At 72.3% G+C, this 16,509-nt stretch carries 17 protein-coding genes and 1 tRNA gene; 15 read left to right on the forward strand and 3 right to left on the reverse strand.

Translation table 11 applies throughout. From position 1 onward, the window contains the following. The first annotated feature begins 26 nt into the window (after positions 1–26). The 10 genes from FA582_RS02895 to FA582_RS02940 all read left to right on the forward strand — a co-directional run bounded on the left by FA582_RS02895 (position 27) and on the right by FA582_RS02940 (position 8,077). Positions 27–1,325 carry a molybdopterin molybdotransferase MoeA gene (locus tag FA582_RS02895; RefSeq protein ID WP_010148114.1) on the forward strand — a complete coding sequence of 433 codons (1,299 nt, stop codon included), beginning with the start codon at positions 27–29 and terminating at the stop codon, positions 1,323–1,325. Continuing rightward, positions 1,322–1,798, forward strand: coding sequence for a cyclic pyranopterin monophosphate synthase MoaC (gene moaC, locus FA582_RS02900; protein ID WP_010148113.1), 477 nt, complete (start codon positions 1,322–1,324; stop codon positions 1,796–1,798). The genes FA582_RS02895 and moaC overlap by 4 nt, the downstream gene beginning before the upstream one ends. Further along, entirely contained in the window at positions 1,795–2,421 is a 627-nt protein-coding gene (locus FA582_RS02905; protein ID WP_010148112.1) for a GNAT family N-acetyltransferase, read from the forward strand. The genes moaC and FA582_RS02905 overlap by 4 nt, the downstream gene beginning before the upstream one ends. Before the next feature lie 110 nt (positions 2,422–2,531). After that, positions 2,532–3,548, forward strand: coding sequence for a hypothetical protein (locus tag FA582_RS02910; protein ID WP_010148111.1), 1,017 nt, complete (start codon positions 2,532–2,534; stop codon positions 3,546–3,548). Between the two features lie 61 nt (positions 3,549–3,609). Beyond that, positions 3,610–3,682, forward strand: a tRNA-Ala gene (locus FA582_RS02915). Positions 3,683–3,832: 150 nt separating this feature from the next. After that, positions 3,833–4,837 (forward strand): ornithine carbamoyltransferase, encoded by a 1,005-nt coding sequence (argF, locus tag FA582_RS02920; protein WP_010148109.1) that lies wholly within the window; start codon positions 3,833–3,835, stop codon positions 4,835–4,837. Next, the gene (locus FA582_RS02925; protein ID WP_010148107.1) at positions 4,834–5,364 is read left to right on the forward strand and encodes a PH domain-containing protein; all 531 of its coding nucleotides are present in this window, start codon (positions 4,834–4,836) and stop codon (positions 5,362–5,364) included. The genes argF and FA582_RS02925 overlap by 4 nt, the downstream gene beginning before the upstream one ends. After that, positions 5,361–7,034, forward strand: coding sequence for a PH domain-containing protein (locus FA582_RS02930; protein WP_010148106.1), 1,674 nt, complete (start codon positions 5,361–5,363; stop codon positions 7,032–7,034). Before FA582_RS02925 ends, FA582_RS02930 begins: the two co-directional genes overlap by 4 nt. A 7-nt stretch (positions 7,035–7,041) precedes the next feature. Continuing rightward, positions 7,042–7,605, forward strand: coding sequence for a tetratricopeptide repeat protein (locus FA582_RS16970; RefSeq protein ID WP_010148105.1), 564 nt, complete (start codon positions 7,042–7,044; stop codon positions 7,603–7,605). Position 7,606: 1 nt separating this feature from the next. Continuing rightward, on the forward strand, positions 7,607–8,077 hold the full coding sequence (locus FA582_RS02940) for a hypothetical protein (protein ID WP_010148104.1): 471 nt from the start codon (positions 7,607–7,609) through the stop codon (positions 8,075–8,077). 596 nt (positions 8,078–8,673) lie between these two features. Here FA582_RS02940 and FA582_RS02945 read toward each other — a convergent pair. Continuing rightward, entirely contained in the window at positions 8,674–10,284 is a 1,611-nt protein-coding gene (locus FA582_RS02945; protein WP_010148103.1) for a dolichyl-phosphate-mannose--protein mannosyltransferase, read from the reverse strand. Between the two features lie 120 nt (positions 10,285–10,404). On the opposite strand from FA582_RS02945, the gene FA582_RS02950 reads away from it, so the two are divergent. From FA582_RS02950 to FA582_RS02970, 5 genes are all read left to right on the forward strand, one after another. Next, positions 10,405–11,106 (forward strand): succinate dehydrogenase cytochrome b subunit, encoded by a 702-nt coding sequence (locus tag FA582_RS02950; RefSeq protein WP_010148102.1) that lies wholly within the window; start codon positions 10,405–10,407, stop codon positions 11,104–11,106. Between the two features lie 8 nt (positions 11,107–11,114). Then, entirely contained in the window at positions 11,115–13,100 is a 1,986-nt protein-coding gene (locus tag FA582_RS02955; protein ID WP_029541198.1) for a fumarate reductase/succinate dehydrogenase flavoprotein subunit, read from the forward strand. Continuing rightward, positions 13,097–13,843 carry a succinate dehydrogenase/fumarate reductase iron-sulfur subunit gene (locus FA582_RS02960; RefSeq protein ID WP_010148100.1) on the forward strand — a complete coding sequence of 249 codons (747 nt, stop codon included), beginning with the start codon at positions 13,097–13,099 and terminating at the stop codon, positions 13,841–13,843. Before FA582_RS02955 ends, FA582_RS02960 begins: the two co-directional genes overlap by 4 nt. A 62-nt stretch (positions 13,844–13,905) precedes the next feature. Beyond that, positions 13,906–14,745 (forward strand): 16S rRNA (cytidine(1402)-2'-O)-methyltransferase, encoded by an 840-nt coding sequence (gene rsmI, locus FA582_RS02965; RefSeq protein ID WP_010148098.1) that lies wholly within the window; start codon positions 13,906–13,908, stop codon positions 14,743–14,745. Between the two features lie 126 nt (positions 14,746–14,871). Then, positions 14,872–15,300, forward strand: a complete 429-nt coding sequence (locus FA582_RS02970; RefSeq protein ID WP_010148097.1) for a hypothetical protein — start codon at positions 14,872–14,874, stop codon at positions 15,298–15,300. Positions 15,301–15,313: 13 nt separating this feature from the next. Here the strand turns inward: FA582_RS02970 and FA582_RS02975 are convergent, their stop codons facing one another. Beyond that, the gene (locus tag FA582_RS02975; RefSeq protein WP_010148096.1) at positions 15,314–15,925 is read right to left on the reverse strand and encodes a DUF4126 domain-containing protein; all 612 of its coding nucleotides are present in this window, start codon (positions 15,923–15,925) and stop codon (positions 15,314–15,316) included. 135 nt (positions 15,926–16,060) lie between these two features. Next, positions 16,061–16,504, reverse strand: coding sequence for a VOC family protein (locus FA582_RS02980; RefSeq protein ID WP_010148095.1), 444 nt, complete (start codon positions 16,502–16,504; stop codon positions 16,061–16,063). Positions 16,505–16,509: the final 5 nt, after the last annotated feature.

A 16,509-nucleotide genomic window follows, 5' to 3' on the forward strand; every position in this document is an offset into this window, starting at 1 on the left:
GTGGCGCATGCTCCTAGGCTGGGGTCATGAGATCCGTCGACGAGCACCTGGACGCCGTGCTGGCTCAGATCGAGCCGGTCGCCACCGTGACCCTGCCGGTGCGCCGCGCGCTCGGGCTGGTCACCACGACCGACGTCCACAGCCAGGCCGACCTGCCGCGCTTCGACAACTCCTCGATGGACGGGTATGCCGTGCGCCGGGCCGACCTGGAGGGCGCCTCGGGCGAGAGCCCGGTCGTGCTGCCGGTCACCGGGGACGTCGCCGCCGGGGACCAGGCGCGGCACGTGCTGGAGCCGGGGCAGGTGTGGCGGATCATGACCGGCGCCCCGATGCCCGAGGGTGCCGACGCCGTGGTCAAGGTGGAGGACACCGACGGTCACCCGCGCGAGCCCCAGCTGCGCGTCCACCCCGACGAGGGCGCCAACATCCGCCGCGCCGGTGAGGACGTGCGCACCGGCGACCTCGTGCTGCCGGCCGGCAGCCGGATCGGCGCGGGGGAGATCGCCGCGCTGCTCTCGGCGGGGATCCACGAGGTCGAGGTGATCGGACCGGTCCGGGTGGCGATCCTGTCGACCGGGGACGAGCTCGTGCGCCCCGGCGACCCCGTCGGCCCCGGCCAGATCATCGACTCCAACGGGCCCATGCTCGAGGCGCTCGTCCGGGAGGCCGGGGCCTACGTCGTGCACGTCGGGCACCTGCCGGACGAGGAGAGCGCGACCACGCGGACGATCCACCGGATGCTCGACCACGCCGACGTCATCATCACGACCGGCGGGGTGAGCAAGGGGGAGTTCGACATCGTCAAGAAGGTCCTCACCGGGCAGGGGTCGATGGAGTTCGTCGAGGTCGCCATGCAGCCGGGCAAGCCGCAGGGCTTCGGGGTGCTCGGGCGCCGGGACGTGCCGGTCTTCACCCTGCCGGGCAACCCGGTGAGCACGCTCGTGAGCTTCGAGGTCTTCGTGCGGCCCGCGCTGCAGCGGCGCGGCGGGCGGCGTGAGGGTGGTCGCGTGGCACGAGGGCTGGCGACGACCGGGTGGCGCAGCTCCCCGGACCGCCAGGCCTACACCCGGGTGCGCCTCGACCGCGACGCGACCGGGGAGTATGCCGTCTCGCCCGCCGGCGGGGCCGGCTCCCACCTCGTGGCCCCGCTCGCGATGGCCGACGCCCTGGCGGTGTCGGCGCCGGAGGCCACCGAGGTCACCGCCGGGTCCGAGGTGGAGCTGCTCCTGCTGCGCCCCCGCGCCGAGATCGACGCGCGACTGGACGCCGAGGCGGAGCGCGACGCTGTCACGGTCGAGGCGGCCGGACGCCCGGGGTCGCGATGACTGACCGGCTGACGCACCTGCGCGCCGACGGCACGGCCTACATGGTCGATGTCAGCGGCAAGGACGTCACCGCCCGGACGGCCACGGCACGGGGGCGGGTCGATCTCTCCGCGGAGGCGGTGGCGGCGCTGCGCGGCGGGACGGTGCCCAAGGGCGACGCGCTCGGCGTGGCGCGGATCGCCGGCATCCAGGCCGCCAAGCGCACCCCCGACCTCGTGCCGCTGTGCCACCCGATCGCGATCCACGGGGTGGAGGTCGACCTCGAGGTCGACGACGCCGGTGTCGAGATCTCCGCGACCGTGCGCACCGCGGACCGCACCGGCATCGAGATGGAGGCGCTGACCTGCGTGAGCGTCGCCGCGCTCGCGCTCGTCGACATGATCAAGGCCGTCGACAAGCTCGCCGTCATCGGTCACGTCCGGGTGGTGGCGAAGTCCGGCGGCCGCTCGGGTGACTGGGTGCGCGAGGAGTGAGCTGGGCCTGGCCGACGCAGGTGCGGCACGTGCTGCCGGACGGGCGGCGGCTGGTCCTGCGGGGCCTGGGGCGCGCAGACCGGGCGGCGTGGGAGGACCTGCGGAGCCGCAACGAGGCGTGGCTGGCGCCCTGGGAGTCGACGACGCCCGGCGACCGCTCGGGCCGGCTGCCCTTCCACCAGATGCGACGGGTGCTGGACCGGGGAGCCCGCGACGGGATGCTGCTGCCCTTCGTCATCGAGGTCGACGGGCGTCTCGTCGGCCAGATGCAGCTCTTCGACGTGCTCTGGGGCGCGCGCCGTTCGGGCTGGGCCGGCTACTGGCTGGCCCGCGAGGCGACCGGTCGCGGGGTGGCGACGTGGGCGCTCGCCGCGCTCGTCGACCACGCGCTCCTGGAGGTCGGGCTGCACCGCCTCGAGGTGGCGATCCGGCCGGAGAACGCCGCCTCGCTCGCGGTGGTGGGCCGGCTCGGCCTCCCCGAGGAGGGCCGGCAACGGGGGCTCATGCACGTGGACGGCGGGTGGGCCGACCACCGCGCCTTCGCCGTGCTCGCCGAGGATCTGAGGCCCGGCGGGTATGCCCCCGGCGGGCTCGTCGCCCACCTCCACGGCCGCGCCGGCTGAGCACGCGTCCGGGTCGGCCGGGGGCCAATCACGGGAGTCACAGCAGAAACTCCTGCGACACTCCGGCGACGTCATCGGATCGGGCGGACGCGGCGCATACCGTGATTCCCGTGCCCCCGCTCAGCAGCCTGATCTTCGTCGTCATCGTGGCGGTCTGGGCTGTCTATCTCGTCCAGCACTGGGTGCGCCGCCGTGAGCACCTGGCGACCGCCCGGTCGGTCGACCGCTTCTCCGAGGCCATGCGGGTGCTGGAGCGGCGCCGGGCGCTGCCGCGCCCCGACGTGGCCGACCCCGCACCCGCGGCCTACACGGTCTCCCCGCTGCGCCCGGCCCGCCCCGAGGTGACCGTCAAGCGTGGCGCGACCTCGAGCGCCGCCCCCGTGGCCCGTCCGGCCGGCTCCCGCCCGGCGGTCGCCCGCCAACCGGTCGGTGCCACCGCGGTCGCTCCGGCTCCCGGGGTCCGCCGCGCGCGCCGGGCCGCCCAGGTGCGCGCCGTCGTGCTCCTCGCCGCCTCCGGCGTCATGGTCACGCTCGTCGCGCTCGGGGTGAGCCCCGTCCTGCACTGGGGCTGGAGCTTCGCCGGTGTCGGGGTGCTCGGCGCCACCCTGCTCCTGGTGCGCCGCTCGGCGATCAGCCAGCAGGCTCGCCGCCGCGTCACGACGGCCCGGACGGCGCCTCGCGCGTCCGCCACGACGCCGCGCCAGCAGGTCGCCGCACCGCACACCGACGGCGCCGAGCTGACCACCACCCCGGCGGCGCAGGACTCCCCGCTGGCCGCGCAGGCTCGCGCGGCCGCCGGCACGATGACGGCCCGCCCGGCCCGCCCGGCCCGCCGGGTCGTCGACCTGGAGCCCGCCCGCCCCTCCCTCTTCGACATCGACGAGGTGGAGGCCGGTCTCGCGCCGGCCGTCGAACCCGAGGTCGCGGTCGCCGACGAGGCCCTCGTCGCACCCCCCGGGTCGTGGAGCCCCACCCCGGTCCCGCCCCCGACCTACACCCTCAAGGCCAAGGCCTACCGCGGCACCGCCCAGCCACCCACGGGCTCGACCCAGCTGCCCGCGGACGGCACCGAGATGGCTCTCGATGAGGAGTTCGAGGACCTCCCGCGCATCGACCGCGTGGGCTGACCGCAGGGCCCGGCCGTTTGGGTCGTCGCGGCGCCGGTCTGTATAGTTGCGTCTCGCACACGGGGCTGTGGCGCAGTTGGTAGCGCGTCTCGTTCGCAATGAGAAGGTCAGGGGTTCGATTCCCCTCAGCTCCACCCGTGAACCGGAAACGGCCTCGCCACTGGCGGGGCCGTTTTCGCGTCCGCGGGCTGGCGTGGGGGCCTCAGCCGCCCGCACTAGGCTGATCCGCGAGGACCGGACCACCTGGCACCACCCGACGTGCCCGAGCCACGAAGGAGCCACCCATGGCCGTTGACCTGAGAGGTCGCAGCCTGCTGTCCCTGGTCGAGGAGACGCCGGAGGAGATCCAGGCGCTGCTGGACCTCGCCGCCGAGCTCAAGGCGGCCAAGCGTGCCGGCACGGAGGAGCGACGCCTGGTCGGTCGTTCGATCGCCCTCATCTTCGAGAAGACCTCCACCCGCACCCGCAGCGCCTTCGAGGTCGCAGCCGCGGACCAGGGCGCGCACACCACCTTCCTCGACCCCAAGAGCACCCAGATCGGGCACAAGGAGTCGATCAAGGACACGGCGCGCGTGCTGGGCCGGATGTATGCCGCCATCCAGTACCGCGGCGCCGCGCAGGCCACCGTCGAGCAGCTGCACCGGTATGCCGGGGTGCCGGTCTACAACGGCCTCACCGACGAGTGGCACCCGACGCAGATGCTCGCCGACGCCCTGACCATGAGTGAGCACGTGGGCAAGCCCTGGGCGCAGATGTCCTTCGCCTACCTCGGGGACGCCCGCAACAACACCGGCCACTCGCTGCTGCTGCTCGGGGCCAAGCTGGGGTGCGACGTGCGGATCGGCGCCCCGGAGGGACTCCAGCCGGCCCCCAAGGTCGTGCGTCTGTGCGAGGAGGTCGCCGCCACCACCGGTGCCCGGCTGACGATCACCGAGGACCCCCGCGAGGCCGTCGCGGGCGTTGACGCCGTGCATACCGACGTGTGGGTGTCCATGGGCGAGCCGGCGAGCGCCTGGCAGGAGCGGATCGACCTGCTGCTGCCCTTCCAGGTGGACCGCGCGATGATGGAGGCGACCGGGAACCCGGGGGCGGTCTTCATGCACTGCCTGCCGGCCTTCCACGACACCGACACCGAGGTGGGGACGCAACTCATGTCGACCAATCCGGAGCTCAAGAACGGACTCGAGGTGACCGACGAGGTCTTCGAGTCCGCGGCCAGCATCGTCTTCGACCAGGCGGAGAACCGTCTGCACACCATCAAGGCCCTCATGGTGGCGACGCTCGGATGACGGTGGCCCAGCCTGAGATCCCGCACGCCGCGACGGGCGGCCCGCCGCTGCGCGAGCCTGAGCACCGCGTCAGCCCACGGGCCGTGCGCTACTGGGCGGTCCAGGGGTTCATCGGGGCGCTCCTGCTCTGGGTGACCTTCTTCCTCGTGCACTGGTTCATCCCCGACGGGGTGGCGCGCTGGCTCGGGCCGCTGTTCGTGGTGATCCTCGTCTACACCGTGGTCGAGCAGGCGCTGGAGCCGGGGATCCGCTACCGCCGCACGCGCTGGGAGGTCACCGGTGAGCGGGTCTTCGCCCAGACCGGGTGGCTCTCGCGCGACCAGCGCATCGCGCCGCTGTCCCGGGTGCAGACGGTGGACACCGAGCGCGGCCCGCTCATGCGCCTCTTCCGCCTCGCCAACGTCACCGTGACCACCGCGTCGGCGGCCGGGCCCATCCGGCTGACCTGCCTGGACTCCGATGTCGCCGACCGGGTCACCGCGGAGCTGGCCCGGGTCACCGGCCAGACCGCCGGCGACGCGACGTGAGCGGCCTGCCCCCTCCCACCGGGGAGCCGCGCACCGCCACGGCGCCGGGCACGCCGCCGGTGCCGGCCGGGGTCGGTGGTGCGCAGGACTGGCAGCGCCTCAGCCCCCGGATGCTCCTCGTGCACCCGGTCCGGGCCATCCGCTCGATGATCGTGCCGATCGCGCTGGTGATCTTCGGCGTGAGCCGCGGCGACGGCAACAGCTTCTGGTTCTGGGCCGCGCCGGTCTTCGCCGTCCTGGCCGTGCTCTTCGGCGTGCTGGCGTGGTTCTACACCCGCTACCGCTTCACCCAGGAGCAGCTGCAGCTGCGCACCGGGGTGCTGAGTCGCAAGGTCGTCACCGCGCCGTTGGACCGCATCCGCAGCGTCGACCTGGAGTCCACGCCGATCCACCGCATCCTCGGCCTCACCAAGGCCAAGGTGGGCACCGGGGTGGACGACACCCAGATCGAGCTGGACGGCCTCACCCGCGATCAGGGCTCGGAGCTGCGCACCTACCTGCTGCGCCGCAGCGAGGCGGCCGCCCCCGGCGCATACCGGGGCGTCGCTGCCCCGGGGGAGGTGGCTGGCAGCGCCGGTCCGCACGCGGGTGACCCGGGGGAGATGCCTCGAGGCGCACCAGGCGTCGGCGGACCGGAGAGCGCGCCTCAGGGCGAGCTCGGCGGCCAGCAGGACACCGAGCTCGCCCGGATCGACTGGGGCTGGCTGCGGTATGCGCCGTTCAGCCTCTCCAGCCTCGTCGTCGTCGCCGGTGCGCTGGGTGTCCTCGGGCAGTTCGGGGACGACCTCCCGATCGACGAGATCGGCGTGGTGGAAGACGCCTGGGCGTGGGTCGTGGCCCAGGCCGTGGTGCTGCTCCTCGCCGGTGGACTGCTCGTGCTGGTGGTGGTGTGGCTCGTAGTGTCGACGGCGTCCTACGTGCTCAACTGGTGGAACCTTCGCCTGGTCCGCGAGGCGGGGGGCAAGATCCGCACGACCCGCGGGCTGCTCACCACCCGGAGCCAGACCATCGAGAGCTCCAAGATCCGCGGCGTCGTCATGACCGAGCAGTTCCTGCTGCGCTTCGTGCGCGGTGCCGAGCTCACCGCGCTCGCGACCGGGGTGGGCAGCGAGGGGACGGCCAAGCTCCTGCCGCCGGCGCCGCGGGCCGTGGTGCAGTCCGTCGGCCACGCGCTCCTGGAGGAGGACGGCCCGCTCACGATGATCCTCACCGGGCACGGCCGCCGGGCCAGGCGCCGCATCCACGTCAGCGAGCAGTGGGGGTCGCTCTTCCTGGCGGTCGTCGTGGCGGTGCCGACCTACTGGCTGGACGTCTGGTGGTTCGCGAGCTGGCCGTGGTGGGTGCCGCTGGCCGTCCTCGCCGTCTCCGGCCTGATCAACGCCGCGATCGCCGAGAGCGCCTGGCGCAACCTCGGGCACGGCCTCACCGAGCGCCACCTCGTCGTGCAGACGGGAGCGGTCATCCGGACCCGTCAGGTGCTCGAGCGGGCGGGCGTCATCGGCTGGGTGGTGCACCAGGGCTTCTTCCAGCGTCGCCTGGGTCTGGCCGACCTCACGGCGACCACCGCGGCGGGCTCGGAGAGCGTCGTCGCCCCCAACATCCCGCTCGGCGTCGCGCTCGACCTCGCCGACGCCACGACCCCGGGAATGCTGGCGGGCTGGCGGGCGTAGAGCAGGCATGGGTGACTTCGACATCGAGAAGCTGTTGGCCGAGCAGGGTGGGGCGCCCGAGGCGGCCGGGGACCGCGACGGTGCGAGCCGCGAGGGCTCCGCGACCGACGCCGAGGTACCGGGCGGCGACGGCTCCGCGACCGACGCCGAGGTGCCGGGCGGCGAGGGCTCCGCGACCGACGCCGAGGGGCCGGGCGGCGACGGAGCGGTGGACCTGACCTCGGCGTCCGGGGTGCGGATGGCTGACGACGCGGACCTCGACGACCACGCCCGCTACGACCGCGCCACCTTCGCCTTCGAGACCAAGGACTACCTGCGGGCGGCCGCGCTCCTCGGACCGTTGGCCGAGGCCGACCCGGGCAATGCCGAGGTGCGGCTACTGCTGGCCCGCAGCTACTACCACTCCGCGCGGCTGGGCCGGGCCGAGACCGAGCTCCGGGCGCTCCTCGAGCGTTGGCCCAGCGAGGCCTACGCCCACCTCGTCCTGGCCCGCACCCTGCAGCGCGCGGGCCGCGCCGAGGAGGGCGCCCCGCACCTCAAGATCGCCGAGGCGATGGGCCTGGAGGCCTAGCGTGGACGAGCGGCCCGGCACGCAGGCGCGCACGACCGACCTGCGCCGTGGTCGCATCGCCGGCCGGCTGCTCGTCCTGAGCCCGGGCGTCGTGGGGGCCCTGCACGTGACGCTGCTCCTCGCCGATCCCGGCCAGGGCGCCCCCGCGGACGTCCCCTCCGGGGATCCCCACGGCTATGCGCTCTTCGCCGCCACCTTCCTGGCGTTCGTGGCGCTGCCGGTCCTGCTGGGCCTGGGACTTTGGGGTGGGCATGGCCTGCGTCGCCAGCGGCGCTCGGGGGTGGTGCTGCTCCTGCTCGCGGCCGCCGCCGGCCTGCTCCAGTGCGCCCTCTTCCTGTGGCTCACCCCCGCCTGGGGGCCGTACGCCGTCGTCACGCTGCTCACGGTCCTTGCCGTCCTCTGGGTGCTCGTGGTGCTCGGGTGCGCGCTGCTCGTGGCCCGCACATGGCGGGCGGTGGGCGGCCCTCGCTGAGGGAGGGCACGGCATACCTCACGTCGCCAGCGACCATCTGCGACGCTCGGCTCTGCGACGCTCGGTGAGGAGGAGCGCGTGCACGGGTCCAATTCGGGTATGCCGCTGCCAGCGGTGAGGATGGGTGCGCGTGTACGGATCCTCTTCGGGTTTGCCGCGTCCAGCGGTGAGGATGGGTGCGCGTGTACGGATCCTTCTCGGGTATGCCGCTGCCAGCGGTGAGGGGTCCGCGTGTACGGATCCTCCTCGGGTATGCCGCTGCCAGCGGTGAGGATCGCTGCGCGTGTACGGATCCTCCCCGCTGACGGCATACCTCCCGTCCCCGGAAGCCGTTGCCCGCGACCATCTGCGACGCTCGGTGAGGATGGGTGCGTGTGTACGGATCCTCCCCGCTGACGGCATACCCCCGTTCCCGGAAGCCGTCGCCGGCGACCATCTACGACGCTCGGTGAGGATGGGTGCGTGTGTACGGATCCTCCCCGGGTAGGCCGCTGCTAGCGGTGAGGATGGGCGCGCGTGTACGGATCCTCCTCGGGTATGCCGCTGCCAGCGGTGAGGATGGGTGCGCCTGCACGGATCCTCCCCACCGGCGAGGCTCAGGTCCAGAAGTCGAACCACATCCGCAGGTTCCAGGCCTCGCGCGGGATGGTGATGGCGGTGTGGACCGGCCAGTACCACGCGAAGGCGGCGATGGCGAGGGTGAGGTAGCCGATGACGACGACCGCGCCCCAGCGGCGCCGCTCCGGGCTCGCGTCGGCGCGGCCGAGCACGAGCGCCAGGCAGGTGACGACGACCAGGACGAGCCACGGCACGAAGGCGACGGCGTAGAAGCTGTAGATCGTGCGGGTCTGGTAGAGGAACCACGGCAGCCAGCCCGCGGCGATCCCCGCGAGCGCCGCCCCCGCGCGCCAGTCGCGGCCCAGCAGCCAGAGGAAGAGCACGACGAGCAGCCCGATCGTGGCGCCCCACCAGAGGACGATGTTGCCGAGGGAGGCGATGTACTCGACGCACTCGGCGACCTCGCAGCCCTTCTCGCCCTCCTTGGGCCACTCGGCGTAGAACAGCGTGGGTCGCCACTGCACGGTCCAGCTCCACGGGTTGGAGCTCCACGCGTGCTCGTTGGCGAGGTCGATGTGGAAGTTCCACTGCTCCACGTGGTAGGCCCACAGGGAGCGCAGCGGGTCGGGGACCAGCGCGGCCAGGCTCCCGGACGTCGCCGGGTTGTCGGCACCCCACTGCCGCTTCCACCCACCCTCGGTGGCGAACCACCCGGCCCAGCTGGCGACATACGTCATCAGAGCGGTCGGCACCATGAGCAGGAACGCGGGTATGCCGTCGCGCACCACGGTCCCGGCGAGCCAGTCGCGCGCCCCGACGGCGCGGCGGGCCCCGAGGTCCCAGGCGACGGTCATGAGGCCGAAGACGGCCAGGAAGTAGAGCCCCGACCACTTGGTGCCGATCGCCAGGCCCAGGCAGACACCCGCCGCCAGCCGCCACCACCGGATCCCCAGCGAGGGGCCCCACCAGCGGCGGGCGCGGGCCCACGCCGAGCGCGGCGCCCCTGTGCCCGAGCCGTGCGTGGCCTCCCACCACGGCCCCCACCGGTCCGCGAGCCGGCGTCGCCCCTGCTCCCGGTCCAGCAGCAGGGCGAGGAAGGCCAGCAGCACCCACCACATGAGGAAGAGGTCGAGCAGACCGATCCGGGAGGAGGCGAAGTGGTGACCGTCCACCGCCAGCAGCGTCGAGGCGCTGATCGCCAGCAGCGCGTTCTTCCACAGCAGCCAGGCGACGACGCCGAGGACGGCGATCGACAGGGTGCCGATCGTGGCGGCGGACAACCGCCAGCCGAAGGGCGACTCCGGCCCGGTGACGAGCTCGCCGAGGCCGATCATCCACTTGCCCACCGGCGGGTGGACGACGAGGTCGGGCTGGTTGCCGAAGACGTCGGGGTTGCCGGCCGTCCACAGCTCGTCGGGCTCCTCCAGGCCGGCCTTGATCTCGCGCTCGTGGCCGAAGCGCACGAGGGACCAGGCCTGCTTGACGTAGTAGGTCTCGTCGAAGACGAGCCGGTCGGGGTAGCCCAGCCGCCAGAAGCGCAGGGCACCACCGATGAGGGTCACCAGGGCGATGCCGAGGGCGGCCACGCGACGCTGCCGGGCGAGTGCTGCGGGCGCCGGGCCGAGCAGGCGCTCCCGCAGTGACGTCATACCCGTCATCGTAGGCGCTGAGCTGCACGTCACCAGCGGCTCGGCGCCGGCGCCGGAGGACGGTGCGACGGTGGGAGGGTCGCGCTGAGGCTGCGCGGGGCGGGCGGTAGAGTCGGGGGCGTGGCCACGTCAACTGCTCCCGCGCGAGCGGCCCGCAAAGGGCCGCCGAGCATCCTGCTGAAGACCGTCGTCGCGGTCACCGGGGTGTTCTTCATCCTCTTCGTGCTCGTGCACATGTACGGCAACCTCATGATCCTCAGCGGACCCGAGGCCTTCGACGAGTACGCCCACCACCTGCGGACCTTCGGGGAGCCGATGCTGCCCGAGCGTGGTCTGCTGTGGGTCGCGCGGATCGGTCTGCTGGCTTCAGTGCTGCTGCACATCTGGGCGAGCATGACGCTGTGGCGCCGGGCCGGCAGCGCCCGCAGCAGCAGGTATGCCGCGAAGCCGAAGACCAGCTACGGCACCTTCTACGCCAAGGCCATGCGGTGGGGCGGGCTGGCGCTGCTCGCCTTCGTCGTCTTCCACATCCTGCACTTCACCACCCAGACCGTGACCATCGCCGGCGAGCACGCGAGCCCGGCCGAGCGGGTCATCACGAGCTTCGGCGTGTGGTGGGCGGTCCTCATCTACGCCGTCGCCATGGTCTTCCTCGGGATGCACCTGCTGCACGGGGTGTGGGGGGCCGCGATGACGCTGGGTCTCAACACCTCCCTGCAGCGGGCCGAGCAGATCAGGTTCGTCTCGATCCTGCTCGCGACGATCGTCGTCGTCGGCTTCCTCATCCCGCCCTTCGCCATCCTCTTCGGCTTCATCGAGTGAGTGCACCCATGACTGAGACTGTGAACAGCCCCGACCTCATCGACGGCGTCTACCGCGAGGGCGCGCCGATCACCGACACCAAGGCCCCCGCCGGCGACATCTCCGGCAAGTGGACGACCCGCAAGTTCGAGGCGGCCCTGGTCAACCCGGCCAACCGCCGAAAGCTGTCGGTCATCATCGTCGGCACCGGCCTGGCCGGCGCCTCGGCGGGCGCGACGCTCGGCGAGGCCGGCTACCAGGTCAAGTCCTTCTGCTACCAGGACAGCCCCCGGCGCGCGCACTCCATCGCCGCCCAGGGCGGGATCAACGCGGCCAAGAACTACAAGGGCGACGGCGACTCGGTCCACCGCCTGTTCTACGACACGGTCAAGGGTGGCGACTACCGCTCCCGCGAGACCAACGTCTACCGCCTCGCCGAGGTCAGCGCCGACATCATCGACCAGTGCGTCGCGCAGGGCGTGCCCTTCGCCCGCGAGTACGGCGGCCTGCTCGACAACCGCTCCTTCGGCGGCGTGCAGGTGTCGCGGACGTTCTACGCCCGTGGCCAGACCGGCCAGCAGCTGCTCATCGGGGCATACCAGGCGTTGGAGCGGCAGATCGCCGCCGGGACGGTCGAGATGTATGCCCGTCACGAGATGCTCGAGCTCGTCGTCGTCGACGGCAAGGCGCGCGGCATCATCGCCCGCGACATGGTCACCGGTGAGATCGAGACCCACCTGGCCGATGCCGTCGTGCTCGCCTCGGGCGGCTACGGCAACGTCTTCTTCCTCTCGACCAACGCCATGGGCTGCAACGTCACCGCCTCGTGGCGTGCCCACCGCAAGGGCGCCTACTTCGGCAACCCGTGCTACACCCAGATCCACCCGACGTGCATCCCGCAGACCGGCGAGCACCAGTCCAAGCTCACCCTCATGAGCGAGTCGCTGCGCAACGACGGCCGCATCTGGGTGCCCAAGAACTCCGAGGACTGCGACAAGAACCCGCGCGAGATCGCCGAGGAGGACCGCGACTACTACCTGGAGCGGATCTACCCCGGCTTCGGCAACCTCGTGCCCCGTGACATCGCCTCCCGGCAGGCCAAGAACATGTGCGACGAGGGCCGCGGCGTCGGCCCGGCCGTCGACGGGGTCCGCCGTGGGGTCTACCTCGACTTCGGCGACGCCATCGAGCGCTTGGGTGAGGAGGCCGTGCGGAGCAAGTACGGCAACCTCTTCGACATGTATGCCCAGATCACCGGGGAGAACCCCTACGAGGTCCCGATGCGGATCTACCCGGCGGTGCACTACACGATGGGCGGGCTCTGGGTCGACTACGACCTGCAGTCCTCCATCCCGGGGCTGTTCGTCACCGGTGAGGCCAACTTCTCCGACCACGGGGCCAACCGGCTCGGCGCCTCGGCGCTCATGCAGGGCCTGGCCGACGGCTACTTCGTGCTGCCCAACACCATCCGCGACTACCTCGCCAAGGGGCCGTTCACCAAGATCGCCGAGGACGACCCGGCGGTCGCGGAGGCCCGGGAGAGCGTCGAGGGCCGGGTCGCGCGGCTCATGTCGATCAACGGCACCCGCACCGTGGACTCCTACCACAAGGCCCTCGGCAAGATCATGTGGGAGAAGTGCGGAATGGAGCGCACCGAGGAAGGGCTGCGTGAGGCCATCGAGGAGATCCGGGCCCTGCGCGCGGACTTCTGGACCAACGTGCGCGTCCTGGGCTCGGCGGAGGGCCTCAACCAGAGCCTGGAGAAGGCCGGTCGCGTCGCGGACTTCCTCGAGCTGGGCGAGCTGATGTGCATCGACGCGCTGCACCGGCGCGAGTCCTGCGGCGGGCACTTCCGCGCCGAGAGCCAGACCGAGGACGGCGAGGCGCTGCGGCACGACGACGAGTACGCCTATGTCGCCGCGTGGGAGTGGGGCGGTGACGACGGGGCCCCGGTGCTGCACAAGGAGGACCTCGTCTACGACTTCATCGAGCTGAAGCAGAGGAGCTACAAGTGAGGATCTCGCTCAAGATCTGGCGCCAGGACGGGCCGACCGACGAGGGCCGCATGGTCGACTACCAGCTGGACGACGTCAGCGAGGACAGCTCCTTCCTGGAGATGCTGGACCTGCTCAACGAGCAGCTCATCGCCCGGGAAGAGGAGCCGGTGGCCTTCGACTCCGACTGTCGCGAGGGCATCTGCGGCATGTGCGGCGTCGTCATCAACGGCCAGGCGCACGGCCCGGAGCGCACCACCACCTGCCAGCTGCACATGCGCAGCTTCGACGACGGCGACGAGATCATCATCGAGCCGTGGCGCGCCGACCCCTTCCCGGTCATCAAGGACCTCTGTGTCGACCGCAGCTCCTTCGACCGGATCATCCAGGCCGGCGGCTTCATCTCCGCCAACACCGGCTCGGCGCCCGACGCGCACGCGACCCCCGTGCCCAAGGAGGACGCCGACCGCGCCTTCATGGCCGCCGAGTGCATCGGCTGCGGCGCCTGCGTCGCGGCCTGCCCCAACGCGGCGGGCATGCTCTTCATGGGTGCCAAGGTCACCCACCTCGGCGAGCTGCCCCAGGGCCAGCCCGAGCGAGAGGCCCGGGTGCTGGCCATGACCGAACAGCACGACCTCGAGGGCTTCGGTGGCTGCACCAACCTCGGCGAGTGCACCCGCGCCTGCCCCAAGGGCATCCCGCTCAACGTCATCAGCCAGCTCAACGCCGACTACCGGCACGCGGGCTACGGCGGGCGCGGCTGACGGCAGGCCCGCCACCTGCGGGAGTGCGTCGCTCTCCCGCACCCTCGCCTACCGTGGGGGGTATGCCTGAAGCCGCGCTCGTCCTCGCCGCCACCCCCATCGGCGACAGCCGCGACGCCAGCCCGCGGCTGCTGACCGAGCTCGAGCAGGCGCCGGTGGTCGCCGCCGAGGACACCCGGCGGCTGCGCCGGCTCACCGATCGCCTCGGGATCACCGTGTCCGGTGAGGTCGTGAGCTACCACGAGCACAACGAGGCCGCCCGTACCCCCGAGCTGGTCGAGCGCATCAGCGCCGGTGAGCGGGTGCTGCTCGTCACCGACGCCGGGATGCCCTCGGTCTCCGACCCCGGCTACCGCCTCGTCCAGGCCTGTGTCGCCGCCGACCTGCCGGTGACCTGCGTGCCCGGGCCCTCGGCGGTGCTCATGGCGCTGGCCGTCAGCGGGCTGCCGGTGGACAGGTTCTGCTTCGAGGGTTTCCTGCCGCGCAAGACGGGGGAGCGCGAGCGCACGCTCGGGGCCCTGGTCGACGAGCCGCGCACCATGGTCTTCTTCGAGGCGCCCCACCGGCTGGCCTCGACCCTGACGTCGATGGCGGGTGTCCTGGGCGAGGACCGTCCCGCAGCCGTCTGCCGCGAGCTCACCAAGACCTATGAGGAGGTGCACCGCGGGCCGCTCGCCGACCTCGCCGCCTGGGCCGGTGACGGCGTCAAGGGGGAGATCACCGTCGTCGTGGCCGGGCGGTCACCGGCCGCCGCAGGCGACGTCGACCCGGCCGACGTCATACCTGAGATCCTCGAGCGCGTCGGGGCCGGGGAACGGCTCAAGGACGTGTGTCGCGACGTCGCCGCACGCAGCGGGCTGTCGAGCAGGACGCTCTACGACGCCGCCGTCCAGGCCCGCTGACCCGGTGCTCGGGCTACGTCGCTGCGGGGCGGCCCGCGAGGTGGCGCCCTTGACAGACGCGGCGGGCATGGTTGACTGTCCGCGGCGCCGCAGAGCAGCGGGCCCCCGTGACGGAGGACGACACCGATGACCTACAACTGGCAGGCGATCCTGGGCGGCCTCGTCGGCGGCGTGCTCGCCGGTCTCGTCGCGGGCTACGCCACGACCCAGGTGCTGCCCGCCGCCTCAGCCGACTACAGCGTGACCGACATGCTCTGGGCCGCCGTGGTCGCCGCCGTGGGCGGGGTGTTCGGTGTCGCCGCCGGGTGGCTCGTCAACGCGCGCCGGGCCCGAGGACTCGGCGGGATCGCCGCCCTCACCAGCCTGCTCGGCTCGGTCATCGGGACGTATGCCTGGGCCCGTGTCGTCGGCCCGCTCGATGAGACCGGGCTGTTCGTCGTCGGGGGGATCCTCATGCTCGGCGGCGGCCTCATCATGCTCGCGGCGGTCTGCGGCCTCACCGCGGCGCTGCTGCGGGTGCAGTCGCCGGCCGTGGAGAGGCCCGCCCGCGCCTGACGCTCGCCGGTGCTCAGCTGTAGCCGGCGTCCGCCATGAGCTGGTCGCGGTGCGCCCGGCGTCGACGGCCGCGACGCCAGAGCACGAAGCCGCCCCAGAGCAGGAGCAGCAGCAGGAAGATCACGAGCACCGGCAGGAAGATCGCGACGAGCGACAGCGTCAGCGCCGCGCCGTCCTCCGCCGCCGAGACGACCGGGGTGCCCAGGCCACCCGTCGTGGTGTTGACGACCGGCCGGCTCACCGCTTTGCCGGTGTGGACGATCCCGGCGGTGATGATGCCGAGCAGCACACCCACCCAGGGGTTGTCCTGCATGAAGTTCGAGCCCTGCTCGAAGTCCTCCGCGGCCGTCGTGGCGGCAAAGATCAGGCCCCCTGTGGCCGGGCGCACGAAGGTGCCGACGGCGTCGTTGAGGTGGTCGACGATGGCCACCTTGTCGAGCACGACCTCGGAGAGCAGGAGCACGGCGGCGATGCCGATGGCCCAGTTGGACTCGATCCAGGCGTACTGGTGGGGCAGGTTGATGACGTCGGTGAAGCGGGCGATGAGCGCGACGAGGATGAACGGGATGTAGGCGTTCAGCCCCGCCGCGGCCGACAGTCCGGCACCGGTGAGGGCAGCGAGCACGTCATGGCCTCCTGACTCGGGCGACTCCCGGCGGGAGCGCTCACGACCAGTCAACCACGCGGCATACCTGCGATCTTCCCGGCAGACGCGGCCGAGGGCGCCAGGAGCGCCGATCAGGTATGCCGCGGGGTCCGCTCACGCCAGGTCGTCCAGCGTCATCGCTTCCGGGTCGTAGTCCTTGCGCTCCACGAGGACCATCCAGTTGCCGGAGTTGTCGCGCATGAGCGCCTCGACGCCGTAGGGGCGCTCGGTCGGCTCCTGGAGGAACTCCACGCCCTTGGCCACCAGCTCGGCGTGGGTGGCGCGACAGTCGTCGACGGTCAGGCCGACCCCGGGCAGACCGCCGTCGGCCTGCGCCCGGCGCATCGCCTCGACCAGCTCGGGGGAGAGCGGCTCCCCGGGGGTGGTGAGGTGCAGGTGCAGCTCGGGCTGCTGGGGGTGGATGACGGTGAGCCAGCGGAAGTCGGGGCCCAGCTGGACGTCGTCGGCCTTCTGGAAGCCGAGGACGTCGGTGTAAAAGGCGAGGGACTCGTCCAGGTCGGTGACCCAGACGCTGACGAGGGAGACGTTGGTGATCATGGGCC

Source organism: Serinicoccus profundi (genome assembly GCF_008001015.1).
Lineage (GTDB): Bacteria > Actinomycetota > Actinomycetes > Actinomycetales > Dermatophilaceae > Ornithinicoccus > Ornithinicoccus profundi.

What these genes read in the sequence shown, in the direction of transcription:
- FA582_RS02895 (WP_010148114.1), top strand. Translation starts at nt 27, where the DNA reads ATGAGATCCGTCGACGAGCACCTGGACGCCGTGCTGGCTCAGATCGAG.
- moaC (WP_010148113.1), top strand. Translation starts at nt 1,322, where the DNA reads ATGACTGACCGGCTGACGCACCTGCGCGCCGACGGCACGGCCTACATG.
- argF (WP_010148109.1), top strand. Translation starts at nt 3,833, where the DNA reads ATGGCCGTTGACCTGAGAGGTCGCAGCCTGCTGTCCCTGGTCGAGGAG.
- FA582_RS02925 (WP_010148107.1), top strand. Translation starts at nt 4,834, where the DNA reads ATGACGGTGGCCCAGCCTGAGATCCCGCACGCCGCGACGGGCGGCCCG.
- FA582_RS16970 (WP_010148105.1), top strand. Translation starts at nt 7,042, where the DNA reads ATGGGTGACTTCGACATCGAGAAGCTGTTGGCCGAGCAGGGTGGGGCG.
- FA582_RS02945 (WP_010148103.1), bottom strand. Translation starts at nt 10,284, where the DNA reads ATGACGTCACTGCGGGAGCGCCTGCTCGGCCCGGCGCCCGCAGCACTC.
- FA582_RS02955 (WP_029541198.1), top strand. Translation starts at nt 11,115, where the DNA reads ATGACTGAGACTGTGAACAGCCCCGACCTCATCGACGGCGTCTACCGC.
- rsmI (WP_010148098.1), top strand. Translation starts at nt 13,906, where the DNA reads ATGCCTGAAGCCGCGCTCGTCCTCGCCGCCACCCCCATCGGCGACAGC.
- FA582_RS02970 (WP_010148097.1), top strand. Translation starts at nt 14,872, where the DNA reads ATGACCTACAACTGGCAGGCGATCCTGGGCGGCCTCGTCGGCGGCGTG.
- FA582_RS02980 (WP_010148095.1), bottom strand. Translation starts at nt 16,504, where the DNA reads ATGATCACCAACGTCTCCCTCGTCAGCGTCTGGGTCACCGACCTGGAC.